Source organism: Streptomyces flavochromogenes (assembly GCF_000717595.1).
In the GTDB taxonomy this organism is placed as follows: domain Bacteria; phylum Actinomycetota; class Actinomycetes; order Streptomycetales; family Streptomycetaceae; genus Streptomyces; species Streptomyces flavochromogenes.
This window is the reverse complement of record NZ_JNZO01000010.1, coordinates 16592-34825: the sequence shown is the minus strand read 5'-3', so window position 1 is coordinate 34825 and position 18234 is coordinate 16592. Positions and strand designations below refer to the sequence as shown.

Sequence of the window (18234 nt, the reverse complement as noted above, 5' to 3'; positions counted from 1 at the left end):
ACATCGGTATGCCATACCGAAGTTCTAGCAGTGTGCCCAGACGTGCTGCGGAGCAGGGGCGAGTGCACTTTTCCAGCGTCTCGTTGAGAGGGTCACCGCGACTTCACGTGGGGAAGCACGCGGCATCCACACGGGCATCCTGTGGCTGTGCTTCGCGGAACTTGCGAGTCGGCTCGACAACGGCGACGCGACATCCCGCCTGGGTTGGCTGGACGACCTCGCACGCAGCGGGCCGACTCCCGCCGCCCCTGACGATTCCGGGTCAGAGGATCACCGATGCCAAGCCGCAGGAACGCCTGGTGGCCCGACGCGCCGTCGTCCCCGGCGACCCTCTCCTCCGTCACCATGCCTTTCCGACCGCGCCCTTCCGCCGCTGCTACGCGGACCGGCCGACCGTGTCACCGAGATGACCCCCTGCTACGAAAGTCCTGCCAGAGCCAGGAAATTGCTCCCCGCAGCACCGCGGCTACATACCCGTCCGGGTGCTCTGAGCGGGCTGTTCAGGGCGCGTCGGAGAAGCACACTCGTACCGCGAGGAGGACACCGGAGGAATCCAGCTCAGCGAGGACGGGGAAGAAGCCATCGCCCCAGCTCGTCATGGCGCACAGGACTCGGGCGTCACCGAGTTCCACGGATCCGGCCTCGACGTGCGAAGCACGTACCTGGCGCATGATCTGCCAGTGATGGGAGTGCGGGCGGAAGTCCACCGCCATGCGTCGACCGGTCTCGTCCTTCCATCTCTGCAGAGCGTGTGCTCTGTCCATCGCCTCCGGGACGGGCAGGCCCGCCCACCCACGAACACCGTCCTCGCCGAGCTCGCCCAGTTCGGGTGCGTCGAACGCCGCGGCCGCTTCGTCCACCGCGGCACCCCAGAACGCCACGTCGGCCAAGCCGTCGATCGACTCGTCGTGCTGCCAGATGCTCAACGCGTCGACATCGCCGAAAAGCACACGTGCCCAGTCCACGCCGATGTCACCCAACGAAACCGATGACACCGCCTGGCCCTCGTTCATACGGATCGAGATCTCGGACCAGCGTTCCCCGGCACCGTCGCCGCGGTCGACCCGTGTGGCCAGCACGGGCAGGTGCCGATCTCGGGGCACGCCACCTACGGCGACGACGGGCACCCCGAACATCCCGAAGCTGCCACCACCCTCTGCCGCTGTCCGGCGGGCCCTGTCGGCATGTGCCTCCCTGGTCGGCAGGGCCTCCAGCCGGGCGTCACGGCCGGCAGCTCGGCAGTGCTCCTCGAAGGCCGCCTCGCATTCGCCGGCCTTCGAGGCCGGGATGTCGTGGAGCCTGGAGCCCGGCTGACGGTCAAAGCTCCGGACGGCATCAACGGCGTCCGGCCCGGTGACCACGAAGTCGATGGCGCCCGTGACGTCGGCGGCCACTGCCGGGTCCTCGATACCCAAGGAGACGGGATCGATGTCCGCCGGGGAGCGGTCCCCGCTCCACAGCCCCAGGTAACCGCCGTCGATGAGCACCAGGGTGCCGGACGGACAACTGATGGTCCCCAGCTCGAACGTCGCTTCCATGGCGCGCGAGTCTACGGCCCGCCTACAAGCTCACCCCAGGCGCACGGCTCACCTGTCGGTCAGCCACCGGAGGCGAGGGCAGCGAGCCCTGGCGGCTGAAGGTGACGGGCAGCCACGTCCGGCCGCAATGGCGCAGAACGGGCCGCAGGAACGGGGGGCAGGTGGGAAGATCAGCGCCATGAGCGAGTGGGGCATCGCCTTGATCGCCGCTGGGTCGGCCATCTTGGGCAGCATCACGACGGGGTTCTTCGCGTGGAAGGCGGGACACCGGCAAGCCGAGGGGGCCGAGGCCGCCGGCCAGGCGCAGGCGCAGGCATTGATATCGACCGTCCAGGCCACCCTCGACGAGCAACGCCGGGTGCACGCACTGGAACATCGCCGCCGTGTCTACATCGACTACTACACAGCGGTGGAGGAGTTCTACTTCACCAGCACGCACGGGCCTCTTGACGCGCCGGATCGCCTCGCGGCGCTCTCCCGCGCTGTTACCGCCCGAGGCCTCGTGGAGATGGAAGGTCCCCAGCCGGTAGCTGAAGCGGCGCAGGCCCTGTTCCTAGCCCTCGTGGCACGCGCATGGGACGACACCCGCCCCGGGCCTGAGGATGATTCGGTGCCATCCAGCCGCGTCGGGTATCTGGATGCAGTTCAAGAGGCCATGCAGGGCGAGGGCGGGACTCTGGTGCTGCCGCCTACAGGAATCTGACGGCGCTGCCTGAGCGAGACGCCGACGTCGAGTATGCGTCGGCCGGCGCCCAGATCTGCGAAGCCTCGGGCAGCGGCACCTGCGGGGTGCCCTCGCACGATCATCGGCCTTGGCGAATAACCCATCCAGAAGATCGACGCGCTGCGTACGACGCCACAAGTGGCGCAAGCCGGTGCCCGGGGTGCACGCTGAAGGAGGGATGTCGACGGCCGCACGCCCGCGCACAGGAGGCGAACGACATGGCCGAGAACATCATGAAAGGTCAACAGAACGACCTCAGTTCACTGATGGAACGGGCGTCGAAACGCGATTCCACCGTCGCCTTCGAAGGCTACAGTCGAGATGACGGCAACATCCCGGGAAACATCCTGATCGTCGAGTCCGGCGACTGTGTCTATTCCTTCGCCAAGTCCGACATCATGGATCGGGAGTCCCTCGGTGAGGACCGGATCAGGGTGCATGTGCGGGAGGGGGCCACGGCATTCCGCCTGGGCCGGATGCGCGCCGGTGAACCGCAGGACGCCTTCATGGTCGCGATGGAGAACATCGCACCGCCGACGAGCCCCGGAATGCCCGGAGACCCCACGCCGGCGAACGGGCCGGCCGGACTTGCGACCGCCGAAGCGATGGAGCACATGGCTCCTCCACCGGCCATCTACGTGCCGGGCGCGCCGCGCTACGCGGCAGCGAGCGAGGGACCGACGGCACAGGTGGCCCCGGCCCAGCCCCGGGTGCTGGCCCCGGCTCTCTCCACCGTCGGGAGTCACTGGACGCACAGTTGCATCGCCGGCGACGCCTTCGCCAACAACTGTGCCCATTTCCTCTCGGACGCGTTCATCCGCGCCGGGTACACGGAACTCTCCGCTTCCAACCCGCACATCAAGGCCCGGTGCTACACGTACGCCCGCCGGCCCATCCGAGCGCGGAACATGTGGTCCTGGTTCAAGACCAAGGCGGTCCGCACGAGCAACACGCCGACACCGAACACCGGATGGTGGGCTGTCTTCCAGCTCGACGAGAGCGTGTACTGGGGCGGTCACGTGGTGCTTTTCGACTCCGACACCTGCACCTACTACGGCACCGGCTGGCACGGCACGTGGCACCAGTACATGTACCAGTGGTGAAGGCCTCGGGATCGCGGATTCGAACCACGTGGCTCCTCCCCCGCCGGGCCCCAGCCGATGCCCCCGGATCTTCCGCAAGAACCGCGACTACCTGCGGCGACGTGCTATCCGTTGCACCATCCCCGAGACGCTGACCATGCGCGCAACCGCAGGAAGCATGGCTCGCGCGACGGCCTTCCACCGAAGTTCACCGAGATTTGCGACCAGCACTTTCATAACCGGCTGCGGGGCCAGTCCAACAAAAACAGCTCGCAAGGCTCATAGGGCGGATGGCAAGGTGCGACGCATGGCCCCCCAGTATCAGATTCGTGCCGATTACGACGCTCGCACGATCGTGGTCTACCAGGCGTACGCGCCTCGCATCGCCGACGCGGCGCTGCAGGCAGGCGGCTTCGTCGCACCGTTCTCATTCCACAGGATGACGTGGATCAAGCCGTCGTTCATGTGGCTGATGCACCGGAGCAACTGGGCCCGCAAACCGGGTCAGGAGCGCGTTCTCGCAGTGCGGATCACGCGCGAGGGCTGGGAGGAGGCCCTGTCCCAGGCCGTGCTCACGACCGCAGACCCAGCAGCTGTGGCCCAGGCGGCCGTGCACGTCCAATGGGACCCGGAGCGCTCACCGCGCGGAGCAGCGCTGAACCACTACAGCATCCAAGTCGGCATCGGCCGCCATCTGATGCGCACGTTCACCGACGACTGGATCGTCAGCCTCACCGACCTCACCCCACAGGTCCGCAAGGCTGCTTCCCTGATACAGACTGGGCAAGCCGCAAAAGCTCAGCGATTCTTCCCTGCAGAGCGTGCCTACCCACTGCCCTCACCACTGGCTGACCGACTTTCCTCAGAGGTGTGACCACCGACCGCCACGAAACCGGCCACACCGCAACGATTGCCGTCGGACATCAATGAACCGGTCCCTGGCAGCAGTTCATGGCACGTGTGATCACGGCGTCGCAACCGTCCTGGACAACCCGTTTACCGGGCTGACCGCATCGGCCCGCTCATCGCACTCCACCCTCGGCGCCGGTTCGCCAAGGACACCGTGCCGGTAGTCGACGGCACCCTGGCGCCGGCCCAGGACCACACCATCGCTGAACAGCGGGAGAACCACCGCTGCGCCACCAACCACCTGGTCGTCCCTGACGCGGATACTCGCCTGGTCGTTGTGGTCGGTGAGCCGTGCCCGGCAATCGCGACGACTGCCGGGCACGGGAGGATTCTGGCACGAAGGCCGCCGCGGGCAGGACCCTCACGACGGCCGACGGCGACTGTCCGGGCACCGGCCCCCTCATCCCCCACCGCCGCACCCCAGGCAAAGAGTTGCCGGGCTGGAAGCGCGAGCACAATCGCTCGCGCAAACAGGTCCGGGCCCGCGTCGAGCACGTCTTCGCCCGCAGGAAGACCTGGAAGATCCTCCGCGACTGTCGTCTAGGGGGCGACGGCATCCGACACACCATGCTCGGCATCGCCCGACTGCACAACCTCGCACTCACGGAACAGCTTCTGCCGCATACGAGACGTGAGAGGTCCCCGGGAGACGGCTCCCCCTCCCAGCCTCGGAGGAGAATCAGGCGAGGCAGAACTCGTTGCCCTCGATGTCCTGCATCGTGATGCACGACTCGTTGACGCCATCGGCGCGCTGCGTCAGCACGTGTTTCGCGCCGAGCGCCATCAACCGTGCGCATTCGGCCTCGAGTGTGGCCAGCCGCTCGTCCCCCACGAGCCCTGTGCCGACCCGCACATCGAGATGCACCCGGTTCTTGACGACCTTGCCTTCGGGAACTCGCTGGAAGAGCACGCGCGGGCCCACACCCGAGGGGTCAGCGCACGCGAAGTAGACCTCGTCCTCAGGCGGCAGCGAGTGGTGGTACTCCTCCCACGTGCCAAAACCCTCCGGGACTGTCGGTACGACGTACCCCAGCACCTCGCACCAGAAAGCGGCGAGGCGCGCAGGTTCCGCGCAGTCGAAGGTCACTTGGAACTGCTTGATCGTTGACATCGGCGCACGATAACAGGGGCCCCGCTCACCTCCCCGGGCGGGTGGATCCACACGTTGCCGGGAGCAGGCCCTCACCGCTTCGGCCGGTCCCGGTGACGCTGCCGGCGCGCCCGACGACGGCCCCGGGCGGCACACCGTCACTCCCGCAGCTCCAGGGCGCCTGGGCGCGCCGCCCGTCCAGCGTCGCTTCCGGGGCTACCGTCGGTTCCATGGAGCGAATCCGTGCGGTCCTGATCGACATCGACGGCGTCCTCACCGTCTCCTGGAAACCACTGCCGGGGACGGTCGCGGCCATGAAACAGCTACGTGCCGCCGGCCTCCGCCTCGCCCTGGTCACCAACAACACCTCTCGTACCCGCGCCGCCATCGCCGCGCGCCTGGCCGCCCTGGGCTTCCCTGTCGGTGCCGAGGACATCCTGACCGCCCCGGCCGCGACGGCGGCCTACCTGCGCGAGCACTTCCCGGGCGCCCGCTGTCTCCTCCTCAACAGCGGTGACGTCCGCGACGACCTGCCCGGAGTCACGCTGATCGACGAGGGGGACGCTGACGTGGTCGTGCTCGGCGGCGCGGGCCCCGCGTTCGGCTACGAGTCTCTGAACCACGTCTTCCGGCAACTGCAGCGCGGTGCCCGGCTCGTGTCCATGCACCGCAATCTGTACTGGCGTACCGAGGGCGGTCTCGACCTCGACACCGGAGCCTTCCTCGACGGCCTTGAGAAGGCCTCCCGCACAGAGGCGGAGGTGACAGGGAAGCCGGCGCAGGCGTTCTTCGCAAGCGCCCTCGCCCACCTGGGCGTCGACGCAGCCGAAGCGCTGATGATCGGCGACGACATCGAGTCGGACGTGCTGGCAGCCCAACAGTCAGGCATCACCGGCGTCCTGGTGAAGACGGGCAAGTACACACCCGAGGCACACCGAGCCGCCTCTGGAACCCCCGACCACGTCCTCGGCTCCTTCGCCGACCTGCCGGCCCTTCTCCACACCGGTTCCGACTCCGGTTCCGACGCCGGTTCCGGATCCAAATCTGGTCCCCACTCCGGTCCCAGCTCCGGGCCCGGCGGCTCGCCAGAAACCTAGCGCACCGGCAAGCCCGTGCGCCCCGGGACGGCCCACTCGGGTCGTCCAAGCCGGTCACTCACAGCCGTGCCGAGTGGCAGGGACACTCGGCGTCGCCAGGATGTCGTCTGCTCACGAAATCGCGTCGACGCTGCCGTTCGGCGCTCCCGCCACGCTCCCTCTCACCCTCCGGCCCACCCGTCGCTGCGGCGAGGTTCTGCCGTAGGTGTGTGAGGCGTGCGATCTCGGCGTCCAGGGTTGCCAGGCGCTCGGCCACGACGCGGTCGGCCTCGCCTGGGCGACTGCCACAGGCTCCCGCCGAGTCCTGGACAAGGAGGTCCAGACGGTGGGCGCGACGGCGGAGTCCTCCGGACGCCCCGATTCGCGGCATGGACGGCGGCCGTCCACAGCGCCTGCGGTGCCCGTCACGAACACGGCGCCTCCCCCTCGCGCCTCGGCCAGGGAGGTCACCGCACCGGAGGCTGCGGAGCTCTGGGCCAGGTGGGCCACGAGTTCGGCAGGAGGCCCTCCAACGGCCTGCGCGCGGCGGCGGGCGTCGCGTACTCCCGCCAGCCCTGAAGGTGCAGAACCAGCTGGCCCCTCTTCAGCGGGCTGTCGACCACCTCGCCGATCGCGGGCCCGAACAAGGAGTCGCCGGGGCGCAGCGGCGGCAGCGGCACATCACGGGTCTCGCCTCCGATGAGAGTGCGCAAGCCCGGAAAGACGAGGAAGGGGTCTTGTCGGACTGGCACTTGGCCGCCTACGAGCTTGGGAACGGGCGCCTGAGCCAGGGTGAGGTCGGCCGGGGTCGGCAGTCCGGCAGGTGCGCCGGAGATTCCGTGACGGACCTGGCTTGAACGGCTCGTGCCGGGCGATCACGGGTGCGTCCCCCGGTCCTGGCCATGGGGCCACCGATGCGGTCAGCCCTGGTGTGTGGCGCCGCGTGTGCATGACGGCTCGGGGTCGTGCGCGAGGAACCCCACGCTGCCGGTCTCGTCCGGGATCGAGAGGGAAAGGTCGGCCTTGCACGTCCTCCCGGCAGACTGCCCACAGCGTGGCCCCGGCTCCATCACCCGCTCCAGTTCTGCGGAACCGTCGGCCCTGACCGTCAGACGTCCGCCGCCTGAAGCAGACCAGACCCCCACCTACTGCGCGAGCCCCTTCAGGACGCCGTGGTCGGCCCGGCCCGGCGCAGGGTGTGTGCGGAGTCTTGCGCCCGTCGATGCAAGGGGGTACACCATGCCCATGACTGACCGGTAGGTCAGTAGTGCCGGACCGCCAGAGGCGGGGTGGGCGGCTCCCCGAAGGGCCGGCGGCCCCAGTGCTCCGCTCGTTGATGACGGCGACGGAGCGGAAGACCGCGCCATATCAAACATAACCACCCAAACAGGTCTAAATCGCATGCATGCGCGCTACGCTCCCCTCCATGCCGACCATGAACATGTCATCTCGGAGTGCCCGCCTCAGCGTGGCCCCGCGGTTCGGACCTCGCCCGGTCGGGACCGCGTCCTTGAGGAGACCCGTCCGGTTCTCCTTCGTCCTCCTTCTTCTGCTGAGCCTTCTCGGGGCACCGGCCCTGGCCAGTGCCGCACCGCCCGCGCCCGACCGAGCCGTCGCGGCCCCCGCGGCGACGGCGAACGGGTCCGCCGTGGCCCAGGCCCAGGCGCGCTGGGGCGACCGGCGACTCGACCAGGTGTCCTTCCTCGGCGCCCACAACGCGTTCACCAACTACGAGGACTCCCGGTGGAGTTCGGTTTCCCAGTCCGAGTCCATACGCCACCAGCTCGACAACGGCGTGCGCGGCCTCAGCCTGGACACCCACTGGTACGAGCGCAGCACGTGGCTCTGCGTCATCAGCTTCGGCAGCGACTGCTACCCGAGCGACGTCTACCTCTGTCACGGCGAGTGCAAGACCTTCGCCGGTGTCACGTACGCGCTGCCCCGGCAGTCCTTCCAGAGCAGCATGCAGACCGTGGTGGACTTCCTCGCGGCGAATCCCCAGGAGGTGGTGACCATCTTCCTGGAGGACTATGTCAGCGCCCAGCAGCTGGGGAACTCGCTCGGTCGGGTGGGCGGCCTCGACCAGCTGCTCTTCCGGCCCGACGCGTGGAACGTACGCCAGCAGGGGTGGCCGAGGATGACCGACCTCGTCGGCTCCGGGAAGCGCCTGCTGATCTTCAGCGACGCGGCTGACCGCGAGCACCTGGGTGTCATGTACGACAGGGCCTGGACCGTCAGCAACTTCTGGAGCCTCGGCGACCTCGGCAACGACGTCTCCTGCGTCAGCCGGTGGTCCGACGTACCGCTGGACCGTCAGGAGCCGGGCTTCCGCAGGCTCTTCACCATGAGCCACCACCGGAACGTGCCCACGGTCATCAACGCCGCTCTCGACAACGGGGCCAAACTGCGGGACCGCGTCAACCAGCAATGCCGCCCGGCGGCCGGCGGCCGCGACCCGAACTTCGTCTCGGTCGACTTCCACCGGACATCCGACAGCAGCGGCCACTCGCCGGCCTCGATCGTCGCCGAGCTGAACGCCCGCAACTGAGACGCCGCAGGCACGTCCCCGGGGCCCGCCCCTCCCGCCGTACGGGGGCGGGCCGCCTTTCCTCCCACGCCACCCGGCCGCACGGCCGAGAGGGTCAGCGACGAAGTCCTCATCGGCCCAGCCACGACGGAACGGCACTACCGACAGCTCCTCAGCAGATCGACCGGTACGGCACGTCCGGGACATAGGTCCTCCACTCATCGGGCGTGAGTGGTCCGAAGCGGGTGCACAGGTCGGTCACGAGCCGTTCTGGGTCGAGCGCGTGGGTACGAAGGGGGGTGTGTGCTCCCTGGGCGTACAAGGAGCGGCCGTCCGGCGATACGGCCAGGGCGCGAACCCGGTCGCCCGCCGCGGGCAGGGGTGCGCCGATCATCGTGCGGTCTTCGGCATCCCGACCGAGGTGCAGCGCGACCCTTCCTGCCGTCCCGGCACCCTGCGGTTCAGCCCGGCCGGAAGAACCCTCTCCGTGCTCAGAGAGAAGGAAGTGGAACGGATCGACACCGTCACCGGGGCCCGCCTGGACCGCTCTTCCAGAGCGGCCTCACCGAGGTGTCCTTCAGTCCGGATTCGGCGTTCCTGGCCGGTCTGACCAACGACAGGCTTCTGCTGTGGCGCAACGTCCGCCGGTCTCCCGACGCACCAGATCTGTTCGACGAGTACGACGGCAATCCCGTACTGAACGTCCCCCTTCCTCAGGAGAAGCCCTAACAACGTGCGTGTGGACACCCGCGCGGGTCTCATCGGCTATCTCGGCGCTACGGGACGGATCGTGCGGACGCTGAACGTGCGCGCGGTCCTCACCGCGGAGTGGAACGACGGCAGCGACGACCCCGCCGGTTCGGCCCTGACGGGGTGTCATGGCAGTGGCCAGAGCCACAGCAGCCGAGCCCGCCCGACACGGCGCACTCGCGTCGTCCGGGCCCGCGGACAGGATTGATTCACCGCCGGAACGGGGCTGCGCAACAACCGCCCACCAGCCAAGACTCGTGGTGCGGGGCGGGGTCGACGAGCCCCACCCGGCCCACTCGGGGGGCCGTGGCGCACAAACAGCGCCCCGCGCAGAACAGCGGACCCGGGCCGCGCGAATCGACCACGACGATCCCAGCGCGAGAACCGCAGACAGGAGAGAACCTCATGCCCCTCAGCGACGACGAGATCCGCTTCATCGAGGAGTGCCGACAGCGCGCCGAGCGCGAGCACGCCGAGTTCCAGGCCCGGCAGGAGGCCGACCGCCAGGCCCGTATCGCCGAGGAGGAGGCCCGCCGGCGCGCGGAACAGCCGCACTCCGGCCCCACCTGGTAGGCACCGGCGCCGTCACACACCGGCCGCCCGCGACCCATGCCGACCCATCCGGTGACCCTCCGCGAACCGGCTGCACGTCCAGGAACGTGTCCACGAGAGGATTCCCATGAGAAACACCCTCCGCGCCGCTGCCACCACCGCCGCCCTCACCGTCGCGGTGACCCTCGGATTCGGCGGCGCCGCCCAGGCCGCGCCGCCCACGTCCACCACCGCGGTCACGGTCACGAGCACCACGGCCGGCCTCACGACGACACCGACCGCCGCCCGATACCGGTGGATCTGGGCCGCCAGGACGAACATCGTGAGCTGCCACGTCTACGGCATCTACTACGTGAGGTCCGGTGCGGCCCTCAACTACGCCTGCGTCCCGTACTCGCTCTGGGCGACGTATCTGCGTCTGCTCGTCCGCTACTGAGCCCACCGGTTCATCGGCGTGGTGCCTTCCACGTACCGCTGTCCGGTCCCGGGTGTGGGTGACGGCCCACACCCGGGACCGGACAGCCGCCCGGGCGGGGTGTACCGGAGTGCAGGGTCGGAGCGCCACGGCCGCCCGGCGCCGGGCGGTGTTCAGCGCCGGGCTGCCACGGCCGCCGCGGCCGCGGCCAGGATGCGGTGCAGGACGGGGACCGGGATCGCCGGATTGGTGACCGCCGCGGATGCCGTGTCGCGGTCGTGCAGCAGCCCGGCGAGGACGCGGGCCGGCAACCGCGAATTGCGCATCGCGGTCCTGCGGACGTGGGCCGCCGGGTCGTTCAGCAGCCGCACCGCGTCGGCCGGTGACAGCCGGGGGTCCTCGGCCGCGCGGCGGCGCACCTCGGCTTCCGGATCGCGGGCGAGGCGCGCGACGTCGGCAGGCGTGGACTGCGCATCGTCCAGGGCCAGGCGGCGCATCCGCCCGGTGGGGTCGCCGGCGTAGCGCAGCAGCCCCGTACGGGGGAAGTTGGGGTGGCTGCGGGGGCGGTCGGGGTGAGTGAAACTGCCGTCCCACCAGCGCCAGACCTCCAGCAGCATCTCGGCCGGGGCATCGTCGCACGACTCGGCGAGGAACAGGCGGACCGTCCGGTCGTCGTCCCGGGCCAGTCGCTCCACGACGTCCCGTGGAAGACGCCGGGCACGGGCCACGCTTCGGCGGATGAGCGGATGGGACGATGCGGCGAGGCGGCGCATCGCACCGGCGTCTCCGTGCAGGCCCTCGACCCAGGGGAGAACGTGCGACATCGTCGTCGGGTCGAAGTCGTAGCGCACCGCGGCACGCTGCTCCTCGTCGAGGTCGGGACGCAGCGCCACCGCCGAGCGTATGTCGTCGTACGGGTCCTCCGACAGGACGGCGACGCCGTGGGCGGTGAGCGCCGGGTTGGCAGCCAGTGCTCGGCGTGCCTCCGCGTCCCCGTCTCGGACCAGCTCCGCCTCCAGCTCGGGCGAGAGACGGCACTGTTCGAGCGCCCGCTGGGGCTGGGGCAGCGCGGCGAAGATCTCGCGTGGCATGGGGACGGTGGCGTGGTGGGCGAGCAGCGCCGCCGTACGCACCGCGTCGTCGGTGTCGGCAAGCAGCAGCGCCCTCAGCGGCGCGGCGAGGTCTTCCCAGCGGGTGCAGGCAGTCACCCGCACCCGGGGGTCGGCGTCGACCGCGAGGCTGGGGAGGTGATGTGCGGGGAGAGCCGGGAGTGCGACAGCCTGAGCACGGGACGGGCCGGCGAGGAGGTCGTCGTACAGGTCCGCGGGGAGTTCGACGCCCCAGGCGCAGGCACGCTCGGCCCAGAGCACGCGCCGGCTCGACGACGGCTCGGCACGGACCAGGCGTACCCACTGGTCGGGCGTGAGCTTGGGCCGGAAGGTGTCCGCGGGGCTCGAGCGCACCTGCGGATCGGGATGCGCCAAGGCGGCGTCGAGTACGGCAGGCCGGGCACAGGCGTGCAGGAAGCCCACCTCCACATCCAGCAGTCGGATCAGCAGCTCGTCCGGCGCGGCCGGATTGGACCCGATCCCCTCCGCCCAGTGCAGCGGCCATTCCGGCCGGCCCGGCACCGCTGCCCACACCTCTGCGCGCTCGGCCTCCGTCTCGCACCCGGCGGCCGCGGCGGCTTCCTCCAGCCGCTCCGGCAGTCGGTCGAGGGCCGTGACCCGGGGCCCGTCCGCGCCGGGCACCTCCGCCAGCAGCACCTGGCCGTCGAGGGAGAGGGCCACGAATCCGGGGTCGCCGGTCAGCCCCGGGACACCGGCGCCGGCGTAACGGACCCGGCTCCACCAGGAGTCGTTGCCGCCGATCCGGTGTCCGGCGACCGCCACCAGGAACTCGCCGTCGGCATCTGCGAGGCGGCGCCACCATGCGGCGTCGAGCGCATCCCGGACCGCGCCGTCCGGCGCCGCGATCCCCCGTGCGATCCGCCAGCCGGCCTCCGGCGGGAACAGACTGCCCGGGCACACGTCCTCGACATCCGTGAGTCCGGCGCGTAGGAGCAGTTCGTGGAGCTTTTCTCGGTGTTGCACGCGGTCATGGTCCCCCGCGGGCTCGCGTGGGGACAAGGCCCGACTGATTGTCTCCGCTCCGGCCCGACCGCTCGTCTCCGCTTCGGCCGAGACGACCGCTCACACGTCGCCGTGCCCCTGCTGCACCTCCGCCGATGGCCGCATCGGCTGGGCCGTCTCGGTGGACTCCTGCGTCGGCCGAGCCCACCGGCAGGCCGCGGTCTGCGGTCTGCGGTCTGCGGTCTGCGGTCTGCGGTCTGCGGTCTGCGGTCTGCGGTCTGCGGTCTGCGCCGTCCAACGGTCCTCTGTGCTGCAGGTGTTGGTGTCGTACGCGGGTCGCGCCTCCGTGGGTCGCGGCGAGGCGCGCCTTCGACGGCGCGGCAGTTACTAGAGGTGGCTGGAGTCGTCATAGAGCCTCCAGTGCCACCACTCTTCCCCTGGGCTCCATGGCCGGCGGTGGGCGAGCGGGTCGGGCAGGGTTCTGCGGTCCAACTCCGCGTCCAACTTCGCTACCACGAGTGCCAGTTCAGAGCGTGCGCGCCGAGGAAGCCGGGCCAGGACCAGCTCCAGGAGGTCCCGCGCCATGGCCACGTCTTCCTTGATGCCGCACTCGTAGCAGCCGCATGCGGTTGCGGTCAGGTACAGGTAGCGGCCCGGACGGGCCAGAAAGGATCGGTAACACCGCAGTGCCACCTCGGTGTCACCAGGTAGCAGGTCTTTGTCCAGGTGGCGGAACTCTTCCCGGCGGATCGCGGAAACCGTCCGGCTGGAGAGCCCGCCGGTATGAGCCGGTCGAGGGATGGAGGAGGGAGTGTGGCTCCAGAGGCCGACTGCGCGGCGCGCCTGACCGGGTGTTGTGTTCTGCGCGCGGAGCGCGCCTGGCCGCTTACGCGGCATCGGCCTTTCGGGTGAGCGTCATACGGGGATCTTGGCACGGGCCGCAGGGACTGTCCAGGAACGTCCGACCGACGGCAGTCCGACGGGCGACGTACTCACGGGCACGGAAGTGGCCGGCCATGCCGGTGCGGCCTTTGCGCAGTCGCGCTCTCGTGGGCGACGCCACGTGCAAGGGCTGCTGGCAGACGCGCCTCGTCACGTTCTGATCCGGCCCCCGGGGAAGGTCGGAGTGGGGCCTTCGGACCGGGAACCGGCGCCGAGGACCTTCTCCCGGATCCAGGAACTCGCCTGCGCCACACGGTTACCTCGATGCGGCTGTCGCAGTGAAACCTCCCTGGCTGCCGTGGGCCCCTGAGCGGACGGGGAACTCACTCCTTCGACCAGACGCACGGGATGGTCCCGTGCCCGTCGCGCAGAAGGAGAAGTCCATGGCACAGCAGACCTTCGATCCCAACCGGCTCACGTTCGAGCAGGGAGTGGAACGGATCAAGAACGCTGTCCGCGAGAGCGGACTCAAGGCCGAGGGCCGCATCATCACGTCAAGGGACGAGGGCGTCGAGAAGGCGATCAAGCTTCTCGAAGTCGACAACGTCCCGCCGGGATTCCGCAAGTGGCAGCTTCCGGTGTACATGGCCTGCGAGTCCCAGCTCTACATCACGGTTGCCGAGCCGGGTGCGCACGCGTCCCCGCACTCGCACAACGACGGTGCCGGCATCCGGTTCATCGCAGGTGGGTCGATCGTCTACAACGGTTACGAACTCACGGCCGGGGACTGGATGTACATCCCGGCGGGCACGGAGTACTCGTTCGAGGTCGGCCGTTACGGCGCGCTGATGTGTTACTGCTACTGCTGTTCCTGCGCCTGATCAGGGGCGGAATAAGCAGAACGGGCGAGCTGCGGCCGGTCCGGGCACCCGCGCTGAGGGTGTCCGCGAAGCGGACCTCGCCGAGTCCGGCCGCCTCGTCCAGGGCCTGTGGGCCATCATCACGATGCTGTAGGGGATGACCTCACGGCCTCAGGCCGTGGCCGCCGGCCTGCCGTCGCCCTGGCGCGGAGGCAACGGCAGGGTCTCGTTCGTCGCGCTTGGGCATGGCCTGCGCCCTCGGTGTCATCACGGCCGTCACCGCCGCCGAGCTCGTTCGCAGCGGGCCGCTGCCCCCCGCCGACCGTGTACTCCAGACCGACCGAGTAATCCGCGCCGTCCACAGGGCTTTCGCCCGCGGCGGGGGTCTCAGTGGCACGACGGTGACGCCCACTCTCTCCACACTGCCGCACCGTCGGCGGCACCTCCCCCACGCCCCGCGGACGCAACACACCGAAGCGGACTGCCCAACGACGGCGCTGCCGACAGACGTCGAGGATGTCTCGGCCACCGGTCCGGAAGGACCCACCTGCCCGGACATTGCCTTGGGGAACATGCCGCGCTCATCCGGAACACGGACGCTCGGTACCGCCGATGGTGTGTCGGGAAAGTTCAAGACCGACACCAACCAGGTGCCTAGCGTGGGCGGCATGAACGAGATCCACGCACACCTCGCCAGCTGCGCCGTCGAAGTCGTCCGGGTCACCCGTGGCATCAGCCCGGAGCAGCTCGCCGGACCGTCCGGCTGCACGGGCTGGACCGTCCGAGAACTCGCCAACCACGTCGTCCTCTACACCGGACACGGCCTCGAACACCGCGCCTTGCGCACCCGGCTCCCCGATGAGCTGGTCATGCGCGACTTCACCGCCGAAGCCGACTGGCCCGAGCGGTACGACGCTCAGCTCGACCGGGCGCTGGCCGCCTGGGCGAAGCCCGAGGCGTGGAACGGTGACATCGACCTCGGCGGCGGCAGCGCGTTGCCCGCCGGCGAGATCGCCGCCATGCTCGTCGCCGAACTCGCCCTGCACGGCTGGGACCTGGCCCGCGCAACGGGCCAGGACTTCACACTGCCCGAGGACACGGGCGCCTACCTCCTCGACGTCGTCGAGCGCTACGCCGAGACGTACCGCGCATACGAGGGTTTCGCCGCAGCCACCCCGGTGGGCGCCGACGCCCCCGCCTTCACCCGAGCCCTCGCGACGAGCGGCCGTACGCCCTGAGGCCCGCCACACACCGGCCCACCGAAGGGGCACCAGGCCGGCCCCGCCTGCCACATGGTCGCCACCTCGGACCGCATGCCTCGGATGGTCCGCCTCGGTGGTTCTGAGTAGTCATCGGTTCTGCGAGCCCGAGCCCGCACGCCGCCGGCCTGGCCACGGGCCACATGCCGGTGCCCCGGCTTCCGCTGTGGACAGGGCGGAAGAGGTTGATCGCGTGGCGGGTGTTGTTGGTGATCTCGACCCACTCGGCGTTCAGCGACCGCACGGTGCGGTTGTCGCGTCCGGGGCTGTCGGCCTGGACACGGCTGATCTCCACCTTCGGCGTCCGGTGACGGTCGCCGTCGTGGGCGGAGGCCGGCAGGGCGACGAGGGAAACCATGGCGCCGGCCGCGAGGACGGTCGCGGCGATACGGCGGGCGGTCGAAGAAGCAGACATGGGTGATGTCTCCTCAAGAACAGTGCTCCACCAGCCGGTTGCGGCTGGCGAGAGCGGGTGCGGGTCCCGGTCCGGTGCTGGGCCGAGGACCCGAACTCTGCCGCCCCGCCGACCCCGCCGAAATGCCGACCTCGACCAGTTACCGGATACGGACATTTCCGTAACTATCGGCTGCATCTGACACGCATACGCGACAGACGTGACCCTGACAATCTCTGACGGCTACACCCACCCGTTCAGCGATCAACCACAAGCCCTTCCACACCGAGGCGCGCAACCGCCGCGCCCGACCATCGCACTCCGCCAACCGCGTGACCCGACCGCGTAACAGCTGTTCTGCACGATTCTTCGCTCAAAGATGCCGCTCACGTACACGCAATCGAAGAAGCTCAGCACATGCGCAGCAGGCACGGTCGGCACCGAGTCGTTGAACCGCACTTGACGGATCCGGTTGAGCGGATGGTGACGGACGAGTGATGGGTGCTGTCGCGGCGAGTGGTGCCGCCGACGGGGGTGAGCGCCCGCGAGGCGGAGGCGGCGTAGGGAACGGTGACCGTGGGTAGCCGAGAGAGCCGTGTCTCCTGGCCGGCCGACTGTCGCGGACTGCACCGCCGCTACGAACGCAACCCTGAACACGTCGTCGCCGTTGTCACCCTCGCCGCGACCCTCATCCGCCAGCGGCGTCCGGCCAGGAGACAACCCAGACGACGGCGACCTTCCGACTGGATACGCTGGCCTGTCCTGACCAGCTGAAAGGCGCCGCGATGAGCCAGTACTTCGACCTAGGCGAAGAGACCCTTTGGAACCCGTCCAATGGAGCTTCTCGTATGTTCCAGCGCCAAGTGGCGGTCTTCGAGGCGGAGCTGGAACTCCCCTCGGGCATAAGCCCGATGGAGAACGACGAGTGCCAGATCAGCCCCGACACCTTCGAGACCTTCGTCAACGCCCTCCTGGCAGAGCACAGAAGAACGAGCCACGCCATCTGGCTCGCGCTTTCCGATGGGTTCACTGCCACAGTGCTGGTTCTTGCTGAACGCGCAGGGATCACGGTGGACTGGGCACAGCACAGAGCCACCCCTGAAGCCCCGTTCGAAGACGTGCAGGTTTCCAACGTCACCGGGATGTCCGCCCCGGCAGACGGCGGAGCCTGGGCTGCGGGCCTGCGCGAGAAGGCACGGGAACTCGAACGGCGCATGCCCCGCTGACGGGAGCAACCGCGTACGCCGAACCGACCACAGTCCCTCGCCGCCGCAGACGGCCATCAGGCACGGCGCGTGACCATCAGTGATCGGCCCGTCAGAACAGGCACGGATCAATCAGGTCCACCGCCACGGTGCTGGAAGCGCTTCGCACTGGACTCCCGCTGCGTGACCCCTCCTGCCCACCACACTGCCGCAGATGACGACGCGCTGTTGGAGAGACTTCACGCCCTCGCATGGGGTGCCGGAGGAGTGGTCCCCTACCCCACTGCCATGCCGACGGGGCCGTTTCCCCCGCTTGCCCTGTCCGAGCTGGAGCGCGCGGAGCAGAAGATCGGGTATCGCCTCCCCGACCTGCTGCGGCGCATCTACACCGAGATCGGTGACGGAGGATTCGGACCAGAGGGAGGCCTGGCGTCGTTGACAGACGGCCATCGGCCGCCCGGAACCCTGACGGACTGGCACTGCGCGCTGACCATCCATGACCAGCGCCCCGGTTGGGCACCGCCGCGGTCGTGGTTCTTTCTGACAGGCGGTGGCTGCAGCATGGAGTGGTACGTCTCGCTGATGGCGGTCGACCACCCGGTGCTGCTCTACGACGCCGACGGCTGGGTGCCGGAGTGGGGACAGGAACCTCACGACGGCCTGCGTTACGCGACGTCGTCGCTGCGCCACTGGCTCTGGACCTGGGCAGACGGAGGCAATGTCTGGGACGAAGCGCTGCAGACGATCAATCAGGACTGAGCAGCCAGAAAGGCGAGTTACTGCGGGGGCCACGGTCGTACGGAACGACCGGTGTCCATTCGTACTGCTTTCACCGCGCGGTACCCATGCCGCCTTCCGTTCCGGAGCGCCAGATGCTGGAAGTGAACCTCACCGTAACC

General features: G+C 69.4%; 18 protein-coding genes and 1 pseudogene. 14 read left to right on the top strand and 5 right to left on the bottom strand.

Annotated features, from left to right (window positions below):
• Positions 1–500: 500 nt before the first annotated feature.
• A complete protein-coding gene (locus IF00_RS0113345) occupies positions 501–1487 on the bottom strand; it encodes a hypothetical protein (protein WP_209439755.1) in 987 nt (328 codons plus the stop codon).
• 229 nt (positions 1488–1716) lie between these two features.
• Between IF00_RS0113345 and IF00_RS0113340 the strand changes: the two genes are divergently transcribed.
• The 4 genes and pseudogenes from IF00_RS0113340 to IF00_RS43655 form a co-directional block, all read left to right on the top strand.
• Positions 1717–2241 carry a hypothetical protein gene (locus IF00_RS0113340; RefSeq protein WP_051820217.1) on the top strand — a complete coding sequence of 175 codons (525 nt, stop codon included), beginning with the start codon at positions 1717–1719 and terminating at the stop codon, positions 2239–2241.
• A gap of 239 nt (positions 2242–2480) precedes the next feature.
• Complete coding sequence (locus IF00_RS0113335) at positions 2481–3365, top strand: hypothetical protein (RefSeq protein ID WP_030317685.1); 885 nt, start codon at positions 2481–2483, stop codon at positions 3363–3365.
• A 286-nt stretch (positions 3366–3651) separates the two neighbouring features.
• Positions 3652–4218, top strand: coding sequence for a DUF4291 domain-containing protein (locus tag IF00_RS0113330; RefSeq protein WP_030317683.1), 567 nt, complete (start codon positions 3652–3654; stop codon positions 4216–4218).
• A 132-nt stretch (positions 4219–4350) separates the two neighbouring features.
• Positions 4351–4856: pseudogene (locus IF00_RS43655) on the top strand (transposase); the annotation flags it as partial.
• A gap of 76 nt (positions 4857–4932) precedes the next feature.
• On the opposite strand, the gene IF00_RS0113325 reads toward IF00_RS43655, so the two are convergent.
• Positions 4933–5364, bottom strand: coding sequence for a VOC family protein (locus IF00_RS0113325; protein ID WP_030317681.1), 432 nt, complete (start codon positions 5362–5364; stop codon positions 4933–4935).
• Between the two features lie 209 nt (positions 5365–5573).
• On the opposite strand from IF00_RS0113325, the gene IF00_RS0113320 reads away from it, so the two are divergent.
• A complete protein-coding gene (locus IF00_RS0113320) occupies positions 5574–6440 on the top strand; it encodes a TIGR01458 family HAD-type hydrolase (RefSeq protein WP_078944665.1) in 867 nt (288 codons plus the stop codon).
• Positions 6441–6886: 446 nt separating this feature from the next.
• Here IF00_RS0113320 and IF00_RS43650 read toward each other — a convergent pair whose 3' ends face one another.
• Positions 6887–7210, bottom strand: coding sequence for an MDR/zinc-dependent alcohol dehydrogenase-like family protein (locus tag IF00_RS43650; RefSeq protein ID WP_245234523.1), 324 nt, complete (start codon positions 7208–7210; stop codon positions 6887–6889).
• A 719-nt stretch (positions 7211–7929) separates the two neighbouring features.
• Here IF00_RS43650 and IF00_RS0113310 point away from each other — a divergent pair.
• From IF00_RS0113310 to IF00_RS0113295, 5 genes are all read left to right on the top strand, one after another.
• Positions 7930–8967, top strand: a complete 1038-nt coding sequence (locus tag IF00_RS0113310; RefSeq protein WP_158710458.1) for a PI-PLC domain-containing protein — start codon at positions 7930–7932, stop codon at positions 8965–8967.
• A gap of 549 nt (positions 8968–9516) precedes the next feature.
• Positions 9517–9675 carry a hypothetical protein gene (locus tag IF00_RS45620; RefSeq protein ID WP_158710457.1) on the top strand — a complete coding sequence of 53 codons (159 nt, stop codon included), beginning with the start codon at positions 9517–9519 and terminating at the stop codon, positions 9673–9675.
• Between the two features lie 4 nt (positions 9676–9679).
• Positions 9680–9904, top strand: coding sequence for a hypothetical protein (locus tag IF00_RS45615; protein WP_209439754.1), 225 nt, complete (start codon positions 9680–9682; stop codon positions 9902–9904).
• A 197-nt stretch (positions 9905–10101) separates the two neighbouring features.
• On the top strand, positions 10102–10269 hold the full coding sequence (locus IF00_RS45610; protein WP_158710455.1) for a hypothetical protein: 168 nt from the start codon (positions 10102–10104) through the stop codon (positions 10267–10269).
• 106 nt (positions 10270–10375) lie between these two features.
• Positions 10376–10684, top strand: a complete 309-nt coding sequence (locus IF00_RS0113295) for a hypothetical protein (RefSeq protein ID WP_030317674.1) — start codon at positions 10376–10378, stop codon at positions 10682–10684.
• A 152-nt stretch (positions 10685–10836) separates the two neighbouring features.
• Here IF00_RS0113295 and IF00_RS0113290 read toward each other — a convergent pair whose 3' ends face one another.
• Both IF00_RS0113290 and IF00_RS46895 read right to left on the bottom strand, forming a co-directional pair.
• Positions 10837–12756, bottom strand: a complete 1920-nt coding sequence (locus IF00_RS0113290) for a hypothetical protein (protein WP_030317672.1) — start codon at positions 12754–12756, stop codon at positions 10837–10839.
• Between the two features lie 366 nt (positions 12757–13122).
• Complete coding sequence (locus tag IF00_RS46895; protein WP_245234513.1) at positions 13123–13320, bottom strand: hypothetical protein; 198 nt, start codon at positions 13318–13320, stop codon at positions 13123–13125.
• Positions 13321–14060: 740 nt separating this feature from the next.
• Here IF00_RS46895 and IF00_RS0113280 point away from each other — a divergent pair.
• From IF00_RS0113280 to IF00_RS0113260, 4 genes are all read left to right on the top strand, one after another.
• Positions 14061–14498: a cupin domain-containing protein gene (locus tag IF00_RS0113280; RefSeq protein WP_030317669.1), complete on the top strand. Its 438-nt coding sequence runs from the start codon at positions 14061–14063 to the stop codon at positions 14496–14498.
• 647 nt (positions 14499–15145) lie between these two features.
• The gene (locus IF00_RS0113275) at positions 15146–15715 is read left to right on the top strand and encodes a TIGR03086 family metal-binding protein (RefSeq protein WP_030317667.1); all 570 of its coding nucleotides are present in this window, start codon (positions 15146–15148) and stop codon (positions 15713–15715) included.
• 1200 nt (positions 15716–16915) lie between these two features.
• The gene (locus IF00_RS0113265) at positions 16916–17356 is read left to right on the top strand and encodes a DUF6086 family protein (RefSeq protein ID WP_030317665.1); all 441 of its coding nucleotides are present in this window, start codon (positions 16916–16918) and stop codon (positions 17354–17356) included.
• Positions 17357–17623: 267 nt separating this feature from the next.
• Entirely contained in the window at positions 17624–18094 is a 471-nt protein-coding gene (locus tag IF00_RS0113260; RefSeq protein WP_245234512.1) for an SMI1/KNR4 family protein, read from the top strand.
• Positions 18095–18234: the final 140 nt, after the last annotated feature.

Excerpts from the sequence above, each read along its gene's own strand:
- IF00_RS0113340 (WP_051820217.1), top strand. The coding sequence starts at position 1,717 with ATGAGCGAGTGGGGCATCGCCTTGATCGCCGCTGGGTCGGCCATCTTG.
- IF00_RS0113335 (WP_030317685.1), top strand. The coding sequence starts at position 2,481 with ATGGCCGAGAACATCATGAAAGGTCAACAGAACGACCTCAGTTCACTG.
- IF00_RS0113330 (WP_030317683.1), top strand. The coding sequence starts at position 3,652 with ATGGCCCCCCAGTATCAGATTCGTGCCGATTACGACGCTCGCACGATC.
- IF00_RS0113325 (WP_030317681.1), bottom strand. The coding sequence starts at position 5,364 with ATGTCAACGATCAAGCAGTTCCAAGTGACCTTCGACTGCGCGGAACCT.
- IF00_RS0113320 (WP_078944665.1), top strand. The coding sequence starts at position 5,574 with ATGGAGCGAATCCGTGCGGTCCTGATCGACATCGACGGCGTCCTCACC.
- IF00_RS45610 (WP_158710455.1), top strand. The coding sequence starts at position 10,102 with ATGCCCCTCAGCGACGACGAGATCCGCTTCATCGAGGAGTGCCGACAG.
- IF00_RS0113295 (WP_030317674.1), top strand. The coding sequence starts at position 10,376 with ATGAGAAACACCCTCCGCGCCGCTGCCACCACCGCCGCCCTCACCGTC.
- IF00_RS46895 (WP_245234513.1), bottom strand. The coding sequence starts at position 13,320 with ATGGCGCGGGACCTCCTGGAGCTGGTCCTGGCCCGGCTTCCTCGGCGC.
- IF00_RS0113280 (WP_030317669.1), top strand. The coding sequence starts at position 14,061 with ATGGCACAGCAGACCTTCGATCCCAACCGGCTCACGTTCGAGCAGGGA.
- IF00_RS0113275 (WP_030317667.1), top strand. The coding sequence starts at position 15,146 with ATGAACGAGATCCACGCACACCTCGCCAGCTGCGCCGTCGAAGTCGTC.
- IF00_RS0113265 (WP_030317665.1), top strand. The coding sequence starts at position 16,916 with ATGAGCCAGTACTTCGACCTAGGCGAAGAGACCCTTTGGAACCCGTCC.
- IF00_RS0113260 (WP_245234512.1), top strand. The coding sequence starts at position 17,624 with ATGCCGACGGGGCCGTTTCCCCCGCTTGCCCTGTCCGAGCTGGAGCGC.